The following is a 13,730-nucleotide window of genomic DNA, read 5'->3' as shown; positions in this document are numbered from 1 at the left end:
GAATGGTTGTGGCTTGGCTCATCGTGATGCTACTCCCGGTTGACAGTGACAATCATCTCTGTTCCTTGCCCGGGTTGACTCCTAATCGTCAGTTGTGCGCCGATGCGCTCTGCTCGCTCACTCATGCCGAGTAAGCCAAATCCTTCAGAGGATGGAATACTTCCAACGCCAAAGCCCTGTCCATTGTCTTTCACACGCAAGCAAACCTGATCGCGATCGTAGATTAGCTCCACTCGAATTTCGTCAGCATTGGCATGTTTAATCGCATTGGTTAATGCTTCCTGCCCCATCCGGAGTAGGTTATTCTCGACTTCAGTGGGGAGAGCATGCACTGCCCCCTCGATCTCATAATGTAGAGTGGTATCCATTGCGGCAGTTCTGATTTGAGCGATGAGACGATGGAGAGCGCTCTGTAAATTGCCTTCTTCCAAAAGCTGAGGACGCAGCGCGACGACCGATCGCCGTGCTTCAGACAGTCCAGTTCGCGCCAATTCTTTGATTAGGTCTAGGTGTGCCCCAGTTGCTTCTACATCATCCGTTAGCACCTGGTTTGCAGCACCTACCTGAGCCAGAATGCCTGTAAACGCCTGAGCGAGTGTGTCGTGAATTTCACGCGCCATGCGGTTGCGCTCTTCCAAAATTGAGGCTGCTTCTGCTTGCTTTTGCAGCGTAATGTCTCGCGCCAACCAAATCACCTGTTCGTGCCGAATCGGGGCAATGCGAGCCGAAAACCAGACTTCTCGTCCAGCTATCCACTGGCATTCAGTGTATTCAACGGTGAGTACTTGTTGGGTTTTCACCACCTGCTGAATATAATTCAGGAATTCATCAGCTTGTTCCTTGGCATAAAGTTGATGCAGTGTTTTACCAATATATTCCTTTATATACTCCTCTCCATAGGATGGATTTCCTGGGATTGCGTCGATCACTTGCCCTTCAGCATTGTAAACACACAGCGGATCGGGAATGGCTGAGAAGAGCGCTCGCAGTTCTGCTTCAGAGGCTTGCAGCGCGGCTTCTGCCTGTTTGCGATCGCTGATGTCCCGCTGTACCCCAAAGTGACCAATGATTCTGCCTTGACTGTTATAAAGGCAGCTATAATTCCCCTCAATCCAGATTGAAGTCCCATCCAATCTGCATTCATCCGTTTCGATATGTAGCTTCCCAGCATCAAAAAGTTCCCGCCACACCTGTTTGCCGTAGGCTAACCCTTGTTTGCCGTAGGCTGGATTGTGAGCATACAAGTCGTTAGGGGTGAAACCAATAAACTGCTCTTCGCTACGTCCATACTGAGCGAGTATGGCATCATTGGCTTTCGTAACCCGCTGGTGACCAAAGACATAGTCCAAGACCTTGTCCTTATTAACCGTGTCATCCCATTGCACTGGCTGATCAAGCATCATGATGAAAAAGCCGTCAAGGGATTGGGAGAAAGACACATCCAACAGTTGCTCACTTTCACGCAGGGCGGCTTCTGCTTGTTTGCGATCGCTAATATCCGCAATCACCCCTTCTATGTAGTCATCGTCTGCATTCAAATAACAAGAGGAAAGTACCCAAAATACTGTCCCATCCCGTTTTCGCATCTGGACTTCAAAGTTTCGCAGTTCCCCATCCCGCTTCATCACCTTAATGGCGTGTTGGCGATCGCTGGGATTTACAAAATAGCCTATAGTGTGTTCCAGCCCAATGATTTCTTCCGGTGAATCAAAGCCAAGCAGATTGGCATAGCATCGATTGGCATTGAGAATTAATCCATCCGAGAGGCGGGTTCGGTAGATGCCAACCTGCGAGTTTTCAAAGATATTGCGGAACTTGGCCTCACTGCGTTGTAAAGCCTCTTCTGCTTGTTTACGCTGGGTGGTGTCGTTGCCCACCGATAAGATTTCAACGACCTCTCCCTGGTCATTGAAGATGGCTTGATTCGACCAGGTCATCCAAACTCGCCGGCCGTCTCGACACAGATTTTCACCTTCGCCTTGCGGGTACGATTGAGGATTACGAAGTAAATCACGGACCATGGGTCTCATATCGCGTCCAGAGGTTTCGATGTCTGGAATGATGGTTTCAAATAAGGTTCGCCCTACAATCTCATGTTCTTCATAACCTAGGAGTTTCATCCCATAATCGTTGATGTAGTGAATCCGTCCTTGCGGATCATAGCGAATGATGACTGAATTCGCGGTTTGTAGCAGGTTGCGGTAATTGGCCTCACTTTGTCGTAACGCAGCAGTTCGTTCTGCAACCTGTTGCTCTAATGTGCAGTTGTAGTCGGCTAGGAATTTCTCGGCTTGTTTGCGCTCTGTAATGTCCTGAAAGGTAGCGATCGCATAGGCCACATTTCCCTGTTTATCAAAGATGGGGGTTCCCCAGACTTCAATGGGAATAGTTTGACCGTTTTGGTGGATTTCGATATCGTCAACTCGGGTATGCTTACCGCTCAACGCTTGGATAATGGGCAGTTGGTCATTCGGATAGAGCTGATTCGTGCCCGCCCTGTACAGGTGATATACTTCGGCCAGATGATCGGAAGAGACAGTCGGATCAATGGCTTCCCCCAGCATCTGAAATCTCCGCTGATTCGCATAGTAGGGGTGGCCTGTCGCATCCAAAATGGAAATGCTAATGGGCAGCGATTCCAAAAAGGCTTGGAGGCGGGTTTCATTTTCAGCCAGGTTTTGGTTCAGGGTCTGCAGTTCCAAAAAGGCCGTTTGCAGCTGATGGGCCATCTGGTTAAAGGAGTTTGCCAGTTTTCCCAGTTCATCGGACCGCTTAATGTTGACCGTTTGATTCCATTGACCATCGGCGATCGCCTGCGCTGATTGATTCAAGCTCAGCAGCGGTCTGGTAATCCAGCGAGCCATTAACACACTCAAAATAAGCGCTGCCACTAACGCTAAAACGCATAGCAGCAGCGTATCTCGAATATTTGACTGAATTTGTCCCAAATAGTCTGCTTCTGGAAGCACGATCACAATCAGCCAGTCCAACCCGTAGCGATCCTGGAAGGGCACAACCTGCACAAACTGTCGTGCCCCGTCAATATCAAACGCCAGTCGCTGCGCCACTTGAATCTGATCAAAGCCATCAAAACGCTGTTCCAAAAAGTCAGCCGTTGCCCGGATTGTTGAATTACTGCTTTGATTGGCCAACAATCGCTCGCTATCGTCGCCTGTATTCTCAACAATGGGCTCAGCCGTAGACGTGGATACCAACGTTCCTGAACGCTCGATGATGAATGCGCTGCCAGTTTTGCCAATATTTAAACTTTTCAAGAACTGGCTCATTTCCTGAGGCAGCAAAAAGTCAATGCCGCAGGCTCCGATCAACGTCCTACCACTAGAATCGTAGACGGGGATGCTGGTGGCGATCGCGGGCCAGTGGGTCGTGAATCCTAAATAAATTGAACTCCAGGTGGGCTGACGGGCTTCCTTTGCCGCTTTATACCAGGGGCGAACGCGAGCATCAAACGGCTTGGCATCTTTGTCAAATTCGCGATTGCGATTGCCCTGATCGTCCAGGCCGTAAAAGTAAGGGATATGGTTTGTGGAGTCATTCACAACCCAGGTTTGCAGGTGAACTTTATTGGTCATCTTGCCCACGCCCACCAGATTTCCCTTTTCGTTGCCACAGTAAACGAAACTCGCCGTCGGGAAAATCTGATTTTGCTGCCAGAACACCGTCTCTCCGGCGGCGCTGTCTGGATTAATGTCTCCATTGGCCAGTGCGATCGCATTCAAACGATTGATGTCGTGAGCCACCTGGACGTAATCGCCCAACTTGTCCTTGATCTGATGGAGAATCTCGTTTTGGAGTTCGGTCGCAACTTGATTGACCGCCCGCTGGCCATTTCTGAATGAAAGATAACCGACAACTCCAACTGCCCCCGTCAGTAGCAGCATCAGAGGCACAATGAGGACGACTCGCAGCGGTAGCTTGTTAGGCAGATCAATAAGATTATTGATCGACGAACTCATCCTCATTTTCATCCCCATCGGATCAATACTCCTGTGAAGGTGAAGCGTTATGTCTATTCAATACTTGGATACTTTGATAGGTTAGGGAGCAGACACTCTCATAGATTCTGCCATGAATGGCAACTTAGGTAAGGCAACCATAGAACTCCTTGGCGATGAGTAGTACCTGTTAAATCGCAGCTACGAAATTGCCAATTTCGGTTGCTCAAAGCCCTGAGAGACAGAAAACGGTCACGCCCCAGGGTCACAGTCCAGAATAACCTACATGAGACTACCGTTGAAAAAAATGCAATGCATCGCAGACCTGCATGAGGCCTCAGAATCGAGAGCCGTACTGCTGAAGCGTTAAGGCAGCTAGGGTCTGTCGTCGTCGGTTCACGGCAATAGCTTGTAGTGACAACCGCTTCATCCGGGGGCAAACAAGTGTCGCCCGCATCAAAGGTGTGGGATACCGCTACCGGATTTTGCATTCAGACATTGATGGTCGATCGGTTGTATGAATGTACTTTCGATCAAATTCGGATTCTAACTTAAGTTAGAGCTAGCCTTCTACTCCGCGATGGCATGGTTAATCTATCAATTTGCACTGTAAAAAATTTAACTTGCTGTAGGCGACAGCTTGAAGGCGACCCCCTATATTGAATTTGTGCAAACAGTCATACAAATGGATCGATCAAGTAAATTGCACGGTTCCATGCTTGAAGGCATGAATATTCAAGGTGCAACTGGATTAACGCACGCTCAAGCAGCGACGTTGAAAGCATTAGGAGAGATCGCATTGCTCTCAGTGCAGTCGCCTCCAATTTACTCGGAGCAAAGTACACCGGATATTCACTTTGGCAATATCCAACAGCTTTCAGGAGAATTCAATGCAACCAGTACCAAACCAAGAGCGACAGACGGCTGAAGCTTTTGCCGCTCATTTAGCACTTGTGGGTAAGGATGTTCAAGCTTGGGTAGATTTGTTTGCCGAAAATGCAGTCGTTGAGTTTCCCTATGCTTCCACGACACCAGGCCGATTAGAAGGCAAAGAAGCCATCTACAACTATATCAAAGATGTGCCAGCACAAATGCAAGATTTGGTGTTTACCAACGTCCGGATCTACCCAACGTCAAATCCTTATGTTCTATTTGCTGAGGTTCATGGAGAAGCCGTCATTGTTTCTACAGGTCATCACTATCAGCAAGATTATGTAATGCGGCTGGAAACTAAAGAAGGCAAGATCATTCATTATCGCGAATACTGGAATCCCATTCCCGCCCTTGAGGCATGGGGTGGCACACAAAATTTGCGTCAATCTTTCAATGCAGATAGCGTAGCGTAGGCATAGGACCAAGAGCATGCAATATTAATTAATCGAGGTGCTCTTTAAATCAGTTCGTCATAGTTTTCAGATTTTAAGTCTCGCTCCATGAGCGCTTCTACAGCTTCTTGAGGGGTGATTTTGCTATTGAGTAGACGAAACACTTGTCGGGAAATGGGGACTGGAATCTGCTCTTGGTTGGCCAGTTGGATCAAAACGTTGGCAGTATTGACCCCTTCAGCAGTGCTATTGAGGTCAATCAAAATTTGCTCTAGAAATTTGCCATGGGCCAGTTGGTAACCGACTTGATAGTTCCGACTTAGAGGGCTAGTGCAGGTTGCCAATAAGTCTCCCAACCCAGACAGGCCAAAAAATGTTTCGGCCTGTCCGCCTAGGTGGGTGCCAACTCGAATTAACTCGGGTAAAGCCCGCGTCACCAACGCAGCACGGGCGTTGTCACCCAGTCTGAGGCCATCGCAGACCCCTACTGCGATCGCAATCACATTTTTGAGTGTGCCGCCCAACTCTGTCCCAAGCCGATCGCAGTTGGTATAGACGCGAAAGTTTTCAGACGAAAACTGTTTTTGCACTGTTGCTGCTGCCACCTGATCTTCACTGGCGACGACCGTAGCTGCGGGCATTCCCAGCTCAATTTCTTGGGATAGATTAGGCCCGGACAAGACCACAATGGGATGATCGGGAAACGAAGCTTGCCAAATTTGAGACGGGGTACGTAGCGTCTCTGGATCTAAGCCCTTGGTGGCGCTAACCAAAACCGCCGACTCGGAGATCTTGACCTGCTGGAGCCGCAGGACCATTTCGGATACTCCTTTCATCGAAATTGCGTTCACAATCACGTCTGCCCCAGCCACACTGTCAGCCAGGGATAGCTGCCCACGACGAGACCAGGTTTTGACCTGATGACCACTCATCCTGGCCAAGGTGGCAAGTGCCGATCCCCAGGCCCCGGCGCCCAGGATAGTCATAGAAACAGTGTCAGTAGATTTGGCAGCAGGTGCCATCAAAGGAGAAATAGCGATCATAGGGTTGGGAGGGAGAAAAAGGTCAAAGGGGCTATTCTGAAACAGTGACAGCGCTGGGCAGGGCGTAGTCTGCCCAGCAGTTGGCTTCCATGTATTGGCAGTATTGGTTGACGGCGCGATCGCACTTAGCCTGACTCCAGCCACAGTAGTCTTTGAGCGTTTCTGTGACGGCTGGTAAGGCCTCAAATCCATAGTCTGCCTGCATGGCCAGCAGGGTGCGACGGCGACAAATGTCTACCAGCGTTTGGGCAAACTCAGCTTCGACTGCCACCACCACTTGCGCTTTAATATCGGGCAAGTTGGGGACAATCGGTTCCGCCAGCGCCGGATGTTTGTCTACCCAGGCCAACACCTCAGCGGCTCGTCGACCATAGACTGTAAACAGGTGATAGAGCGTGGCACGAGGAAGGCGCGAGCGATACTCCACCATCGTGGCCTCAATGTGCGGATCATTGAGATCTAGAGCACCGGGCAGGGGTTGATGTCGGGTCGGGCTGGGTGGAGCCGTGCGACCCTGCTTGCGAAAGACGGCCTCAACCATTTCTTCGCCTACCTGGCGGAAGGTGGTCAGCTTGCCGCCAATCAAAGAGATCAGGTTGTTCACCCCTTCCCGGTGATGGTCAAATAAAACGTGATCGCGGGTAATGCTGCTGGGTTTCTCATCCGCACTGTAGGGCAGAGGCCGCACACCAGAATAGGTAAAGCGAACATCTTGACGCCCTAGTTGAGCACAGGGAAAGATATGGTTGGTTTCAGCGAGCAGGTAGTCGATTTCAGCGTTATCGGCCTTGATGTGATCTAGTTCGCGATCGTAGCGATGATCGGTAGTACCAATTAAATACTGGCGCTGCCAGGGCAAAATGAAAAAGGGCCGCCCGTCTGCCGCCGCTTCTGCGTAGAACGCTGTCGCTGGTGCACCCGGAAACGGATCGACAATAATATGGCTACCTTTGGTACCGCCAATTTTGCGATCGGCCCGGATGCCTTTGCCCAATCCCAGCACCTCATCCACCCATGGGCCAGCGGTATTGACCACCATCGTTTGTTCATGGCTCTCAACGGTGAATCTTTCTCCACTGTGCACCATCTGACCTGTCAACCCGGTGATGCGGTTTGATGTCACCTGCAAATCAACAACTTGTGCATAGTTGAGCACCGTTGCCCCAGCCGCTTGAGCCGAAAGCAGGGTCTCTAGACAGAGCCGCTCGGCATAAACCACCTGGCCATCGTAAAACTGAGCCGCTCCTTTCAAATTGTCGCGATTCGCCGCTCGGAACAATTGCGCCACTTTTTGGGGTGACAACATGCGGTGGGGGGGCAGGGTTTTATCAAAGCTGAGCATGTCATACAAAATCATGCCAGCCTGAATTTCCCAGTAGCTGCGGGAGCCGCTGCCGTAGATCGGAATGGTCATCTGGATAGGCTGCACCAGATGGGGGGCCGTTTTGAGCAGAATTTCACGCTCACGCAGCGATTCACGGACTAGCTTAAATTCAAAATATTCCAGATAGCGTAGCCCACCGTGAATCAGGCGACTTGACCAGCTGGTGGTGCCGCCGCCAAAGTCCCCTTTCTCAATCAGCAGAGTTTTTAGCCCCCGCAGAGCGCCATCGCGGGCAACACCCGCACCATTGATGCCGCCCCCAATGACAATCAGGTCATAGACTGTACTGTGAATTGCTTGTAAATCTGGCATGGATGCTTGAAATGGAGAGCAAGGGGCTAGGAAGCAAATGCCTCTAGCCCCGTCAGAGATTAGTCGCCGCTGGGCAGACCGGCTCCAGAAACCGTGGTACGGGCGTTTGCACCTATACTTTGGGACTGTTTAAACATTTGCAGCAGTCGGTTGGCCCAGTATTCAACGTCATATTTAGTGACCGTTGCGTACATCTTGGCCATGCGTTCCTTTTTCTCGACCTCCGGCATGTCTAGAGCCAAGTCAATGGCCTTATCCATGCAATCCATAGAGTAGGGGTTGGTCAAAATGGCCTCGGGTAGCTCCACGGCGGCACCCACAAACTCAGACAGCACCAGCGCTCCGGCTTTGCCTTCCTGGGCCACGATGTATTCTTTGGCGACTAGGTTGAGCCCATCCCGCAGCGGCGTGGTCCAACAGACATCGGCGGCGCGGTAGTAACTGATCAAGTCTGCAAAGGGCAAGGGTTGGGTAAACAGATGAATCGGTGTCCAGCCCAGTTGGGCAAACTGACCATTGATTTTCCCGGCCAGCTGCTCGATTTGACTCTGGGCAGTTTTATAGACCCGCATGCCGGTGGCGGCCGTGACACAGGTCATTACAAACACCACCTTGCCGTGCAGTTCTGGACGCCGCTCTAACAGCCGACCATAGGCTTCTAACATTTGTCGGTTGCCTTTGACGTAGTCGACTCGCCCGGCGGCAATAAGGAGTTTGCGTCCGTCCAACTGTTCTCGAATTTCGGCTAGCCGTTTCTCGGTGTCGGGATGATGGATGGCGGCCAAAATTTGCTTGGGGTTGGTGCCGACAGGAAAGGCATCAATGTTGACCAGCTGCCCTTTGTAGCGCAATTGGGTGGTCATTTCCGGTTCGGCCAGGGCGGTTCCCACGGCGGTAATATGCTTGGGCACCGCGCTTTTTTGCACTACTTCGACTTCTCGGAGGCTGCGGGCCACATTGACGAAGTTTTCAGAATAGCGAGGAATGTGGAACCCGACAATATCACAGCAGAGCAAGCTGTCTGTGATAGCTTCTCGCCAGGGCAAGATGTTGAAAATGTCTACAGACGGGAAGGGGGTGTGATGGAAAAAGGCGATGCGGGCATTGGGCTTTAGCTGGCGAATGTAATGAGGTGCCAGCCACAGATTGTAGTCGTGCACCCAGATTAGGGCATCGTCGGCAGCTTCTTCGCAGGCGGCTTCGGCAAACAGGCGGTTGATGGTCTGGAAGTTTTCCCAATCAGACGATTCGTAGGTGAAGTGATAGGGAAAGGAGTGCAGGATCGGCCAAAAGGCCTCTTTCGAGGTGATGTGATAAAAGTGCTTCACCTGCTCGGCGGTTAGGGGAAGCCGCCGCACGGAATAGTTGGCTTCGCCTTCGAGGGAGACGTGCTGCTGGAAGTTTTCTTTTTGCTTGGCGGTGACTTGCTTCCAAGCCACCCAGGTGCCTTGATTGACGCTGGCAAAAAAGCTTTTCAGCGTGGGGACGATGCCGTTGGGGCTTTTTTTAGGGCGATAGTAGGTTTTGCCATTTTCGACGACTTCGTCGTAGGGTTCGCGGTGGTAGAGAATGACAAGGGATGATTTCATGCGACTAGCTCCTGGTGTTTGCCATAAACTTTGATGCCGTCCCAGATACCGGCAACGCCGGGGTGGGGGCTGTGGTAGACGTTGTCCATGGTCTGGATTTTTTCTACGAGTTTGGGCTCGGAATTGCCCACTGCGATCGCATTCAATCCGGTTTCAAACAATGACAAATCGTTGAGGGTGTCGCCCGCCGGAATCACGTTCTCACGCTTGAGCTGCAACACCTCCATTAACCTGAGGAGGGTTGGGCCTTTGGCAATGCCCTTCGGCATAACGTCGAGGTAGACATCGGCGGACAAGATGCAGTCAAACCCAGCATCGACCACTTTCTGAACGGTGCTGGGCTGTAACTCTGTCGGTTTGTAGTAGTACGACACCCGCCGCTCGGTGGCGACGGGTTGCAGGGTGAGGCCCGGTTCGTCGGCCATCATGGCTTTGATGCGATCGTTGGCGTTGCCCCAGCGCTCAGTTACCCAGTTTTGCACCTCGTGCAGTGGCTCGAAGGTTTTACCGTGGACAATGGTGGTGCCTACATCACCGATGATGTAGTCAGGACGGGGAAACTCTGGATCGTCACAGAGCCGCTTGATAAAGCCTAAATCCCGACCAGTCACAAAGATCAACAACATGCGATCGCGCTGCCGTTGCAAATACTGGTAGAACTCAGACCGCATTTGGTCTGTACCGCCTAAAAAAGTTCCATCTAAATCCGTTGCCAATACCAATGGATAGTCGGCTTTCAAAATTGACTCGCGCTGCGATTTGCAGCCCTCCATTTACAACAAACCCAGCAATCATCGCCCTGAACATTGGATGTTCAGAGTTGGCTCTGGGCACCAAAAGGTAGATCACCTTTTGGAGGTCCTATCAAAATCAGTGGACGCACGCTGATAGATCAAGCGTGCACTGGTCTTTCAGCCTTAAACACTCAAGGTCGGAGCCTTTTAGAGCCTTTAATAGATGAAAAACTTATATGGTCGCCACACGAAGCATAGAATACCATCCTTCAATTTGTCTACCCCAAGGGGGAATCGACAGCAGCGCACAGAGCAAATTTGACGGTATTCTCTATCACAAGAAGGCGAGAATACACCCCGATTCACGCACATTCAGGTGTTAACGAACGCCTTGAATCAATCAAAAATATTTCTTTTGGAGGATTTTCAGGCAACATTTTAGGGCAGGGCTGAGGGGCTAGAACGAATCTGCTAGGCTGAGGGGCGAAATCCCCAACTTGGCTAATTCCTCTGTACTCTAAAAAATTAAAGTAGCGTGCTAGTTGATACACTCTCTAAACTCACTCTAGTTGAAGATGCGACCCAGGCTCTCCTCGATTGGGCCACAGATGTCACTGAATCCAATGCCACCTTTTTTCACAAGGCGCAAACCCTAGCCACTCGCTTAGGTGCCCACTATCAAGCCAATGGGCTGACTGAGGTAGGGTTCTGGACACCGGAACTGACCGCTGAAGTCATTCAGTCCGATCGCAGTATTTACCTGGAGGTATTCACCCCCCTAGAACCGATTGATTTTCGGGCGCAGGAACAACTCACTCGCTGGCAACGAGAGCGCATATCCCTAGCTCACCAAGGCGAATATACCTGGGGGGTCGTTGCGGGCATGCGCCCTGGCACCCGTGAGCAGGCCGGGAGTTTCTACTGGTTGCGCTATGTCGATCGCCAAAATCAGATTCACACCCTGCGGGATGTGCTGGCTCATTCCATGCCCTACGGCATCTTTGCCCCTGCCGAGCTGTATGACATGGACCGGGTGCAGCGCCAGCGAGCAGATCTAACGTATTTTTGCCAAACGGGTGCCCAAACTGGAGCACCACCCGGTCAACTGGCCTCAGATATCGAAAATCCGCCGCCGCGACTGTCCGCACCCCACTGCATTTTGCAGCTGCACATCAATACCGCCTCTGCGGTGGGGACGCTGGAGGGGCTGACCCAAATTTATCGGCAAATTGCCCAAAAGCTGCGTCAAAACGAGCCGCTCACCCTAGCTGAGCAAAACTACATCGGCTATGACGCCATTCAACTGTTGCCCGTAGAACCCCCGGTTGAATATCGCTGGGACGAGAACAACATCGCCCATGAATTCTTTGCCCTGTGGGCTGACAACACCGATGTCACCCACGACGAACTACCGGCTGAAGCGCAAGAGGTGCCGATCACGCTGCGCAAGCCCACCACCCAAAATTGGGGGTATGATGTGCCGATTTTGGGCTCTGCCGCGATCAATCCGGCATTGCTGGGCAGTCTGCGGCCAGATGAACTGATTGATCTAATTGTAGAGCTGCACAACTTTCCCCAAGGCCCGATTCAGGTAATTTATGATCTGGTCTATGGTCACGCCGACAATCAGTGTCAGTTTTTGATCAGCCCGCCTTTCCTCAAAGGCCCGAATATGTATGGCCAGGACTTGAATCACCAGCTGCCAGGGGTGCGGGGAATTTTGCTGGAAATGCAGCGGCGCAAGCTGAATACTGGGGCGGATGGCATTCGGGTAGATGGCGGTCAAGACTTTCGTTTCTTCAACCCACTGACTGGCATTGTGGAACACGACGATGCTTACCTTCTAGCGATGAGCGATGTGGTGCAGGACATCGGGGGCTACCAGCGCCTCATGTTTACCATTTTTGAGGATGGTCGCCCCTGGCCCCAAGAGGGCTGGGAAGAAATCTCCCGCTATCGAGAATTAATTGATCTGCGGCCTGAGTCGTATCAGTGGGGGCCGCTAATTTTTGCTCACAATACGCCAGTGCTGAAACATTTTTGGGATCAGAAATGGCGACGGGTTTGTGAGGTGATGAGCCAAGGCGATCGCTGGATTACGGGCTGCGCCAACCACGACACTGTGCGACGCGGCAACCAAATTGATCCAGAAGGGCCAATCAACTGGCACCTAGGCGACACCCTAGAAGCAGTGCTCAAAAATGCCTACGACAACCCAGCCACTAAGCTGTGGGTGTATGGGTTTAGTCCGGGGCTGCCCATGGACTTTCTCAATGCTAACTTTCGCGGGGCGTGGGGATTTTTTCGCAATTCTGATGAGCGCTACGGCGTCAAGGTGGTCTCCGAAGAAGTTGGCTTTTTGGACTGGCAGGTGACCCCTGAGTATTATGAGCAACCCCGTCACTTTCAACGGTTGAAGGCCATGGGTTTTGCGGAGCTGGAGCAGCTGCGTCGCTTTGTCAAAGCTCTGCAAGTCACCATGGTGGAGTCAGATTACGACTTAGAAAGTGTGGCAGAGACTTGTCGGCGTTGTTTTGATGGTGAAGTGCTGGACTGCGCCAACCCTCGACTGCAACAGGCAAAGGAAATCGAAGCGAGGTCTACGTTTTTGGAGCAGTTGGATGTGGCCAAACTCAAGGACTTTGCTAAAGCCTTCATGGAGGACTGCCACGATTTTGCCAAAGTGGGCCATTGGGCAGACCAGCTCAGGCCAGAGCAGGTGGTGTTTAATGGGGCACTCCGTCAGTATCGAGTTACCCATCCCTGGCTGCGAGAAAACTTGGGTGAACGCGATCGCTTTAATCGCATTAGCGACGAAGAGAGCACTCTGTTTTACGGGCTACGCACCCAGCCCAGTGAAGACGTTGACGATACTTTGCCCTCTGTCGCCATGGTCACCCACATGGGAGGGCCGCCCCTAACCGTGACGCTGGCAGATTGGCTGCAACTCGACTTGACTGAGTGGCGGGTGGCGTTGCAAACGCCGGGTCTCAATTTAGAAGACGATGTCGAAAGCTTACGCGCGTTTGAACTCCGAGACAGCCAGGGGGTATTACTGGAAAAAATAGTCAAGTCGTAACTCGCTCACCAAAGGTAACCTTGAGACGAAACCTGGTGGCTTGTGTTAGCGACCGGCAGTTGAGTGCGATCGCGAAGACTCTTTGAAGAAGACTCGCGATCGCTAGCACAAAACACGCTTACTCTTTTAATAGTCAACAAGTTATCCCTCTTTAGTCACTTTCGTTAAGCAAAAAGGATTGTTCAGGCAACTTTTACCTGAATAGCTAGTGGACTAGCCCGAAACTGATGCATGCAATTCATCAGCCGATACAAGCCATGACGCAATCCAGGAATAGCAAACACCTCAAGCCAAGGTTTGAGACGTTG

Annotated in this window: 8 protein-coding genes; 3 read left to right on the top strand and 5 right to left on the bottom strand. The window is 51.4% G+C overall.

What is annotated here, in order from left to right; all coding sequences use genetic code 11:
* Positions 1-29: 29 nt before the first annotated feature.
* Positions 30-3,995 (bottom strand): PAS domain S-box protein, encoded by a 3,966-nt coding sequence (locus H6F57_RS27595; RefSeq protein ID WP_190632156.1) that lies wholly within the window; start codon positions 3,993-3,995, stop codon positions 30-32.
* A 601-nt stretch (positions 3,996-4,596) separates the two neighbouring features.
* Between H6F57_RS27595 and H6F57_RS14055 the strand changes: the two genes are divergently transcribed.
* Both H6F57_RS14055 and H6F57_RS14050 read left to right on the top strand, forming a co-directional pair.
* Positions 4,597-4,884 carry a hypothetical protein gene (locus tag H6F57_RS14055; RefSeq protein ID WP_190632155.1) on the top strand — a complete coding sequence of 96 codons (288 nt, stop codon included), beginning with the start codon at positions 4,597-4,599 and terminating at the stop codon, positions 4,882-4,884.
* Positions 4,847-5,302 (top strand): nuclear transport factor 2 family protein, encoded by a 456-nt coding sequence (locus H6F57_RS14050; protein WP_190632153.1) that lies wholly within the window; start codon positions 4,847-4,849, stop codon positions 5,300-5,302. The genes H6F57_RS14055 and H6F57_RS14050 overlap by 38 nt, the downstream gene beginning before the upstream one ends.
* A 44-nt stretch (positions 5,303-5,346) precedes the next feature.
* On the opposite strand, the gene H6F57_RS14045 is transcribed toward H6F57_RS14050, so the two are convergent.
* From H6F57_RS14045 to H6F57_RS14030, 4 genes are read right to left on the bottom strand one after another with little or no spacing between them, the layout of a single operon-like run.
* The gene (locus tag H6F57_RS14045) at positions 5,347-6,324 is read right to left on the bottom strand and encodes an NAD(P)H-dependent glycerol-3-phosphate dehydrogenase (RefSeq protein ID WP_190632151.1); all 978 of its coding nucleotides are present in this window, start codon (positions 6,322-6,324) and stop codon (positions 5,347-5,349) included.
* A gap of 31 nt (positions 6,325-6,355) precedes the next feature.
* Positions 6,356-8,020 carry a glycerol-3-phosphate dehydrogenase gene (gene glpD, locus H6F57_RS14040; protein ID WP_190632149.1) on the bottom strand — a complete coding sequence of 555 codons (1,665 nt, stop codon included), beginning with the start codon at positions 8,018-8,020 and terminating at the stop codon, positions 6,356-6,358.
* 59 nt (positions 8,021-8,079) lie between these two features.
* Positions 8,080-9,609 carry a glucosylglycerol-phosphate synthase gene (gene ggpS / locus H6F57_RS14035; protein ID WP_190632146.1) on the bottom strand — a complete coding sequence of 510 codons (1,530 nt, stop codon included), beginning with the start codon at positions 9,607-9,609 and terminating at the stop codon, positions 8,080-8,082.
* Positions 9,606-10,382 (bottom strand): HAD-IIB family hydrolase, encoded by a 777-nt coding sequence (locus H6F57_RS14030; RefSeq protein WP_242025078.1) that lies wholly within the window; start codon positions 10,380-10,382, stop codon positions 9,606-9,608. The genes ggpS and H6F57_RS14030 overlap by 4 nt, the downstream gene beginning before the upstream one ends.
* 496 nt (positions 10,383-10,878) lie before the next feature.
* On the opposite strand from H6F57_RS14030, the gene gghA reads away from it, so the two are divergent.
* On the top strand, positions 10,879-13,422 hold the full coding sequence (gghA, locus tag H6F57_RS14025; RefSeq protein ID WP_190632144.1) for a glucosylglycerol hydrolase: 2,544 nt from the start codon (positions 10,879-10,881) through the stop codon (positions 13,420-13,422).
* Positions 13,423-13,730: the final 308 nt, after the last annotated feature.

This window comes from Leptolyngbya sp. FACHB-60 (assembly GCF_014695775.1).
In the GTDB taxonomy this organism is placed as follows: domain Bacteria; phylum Cyanobacteriota; class Cyanobacteriia; order Phormidesmidales; family Phormidesmidaceae; genus Nodosilinea.
The sequence above is the reverse complement of the archived record's forward strand: the minus strand, read 5'-3'. Positions and strand labels throughout refer to the sequence as shown.

Bases quoted from the DNA above. Each gene is read 5' to 3' on its own strand.
- ggpS (WP_190632146.1), bottom strand. From the start codon at position 9,609: ATGAAATCATCCCTTGTCATTCTCTACCACCGCGAACCCTACGACGAA.
- H6F57_RS27595 (WP_190632156.1), bottom strand. From the start codon at position 3,995: ATGGGGATGAAAATGAGGATGAGTTCGTCGATCAATAATCTTATTGAT.
- H6F57_RS14045 (WP_190632151.1), bottom strand. From the start codon at position 6,324: ATGATCGCTATTTCTCCTTTGATGGCACCTGCTGCCAAATCTACTGAC.
- H6F57_RS14030 (WP_242025078.1), bottom strand. From the start codon at position 10,382: ATGGAGGGCTGCAAATCGCAGCGCGAGTCAATTTTGAAAGCCGACTAT.
- glpD (WP_190632149.1), bottom strand. From the start codon at position 8,020: ATGCCAGATTTACAAGCAATTCACAGTACAGTCTATGACCTGATTGTC.
- H6F57_RS14050 (WP_190632153.1), top strand. From the start codon at position 4,847: ATGCAACCAGTACCAAACCAAGAGCGACAGACGGCTGAAGCTTTTGCC.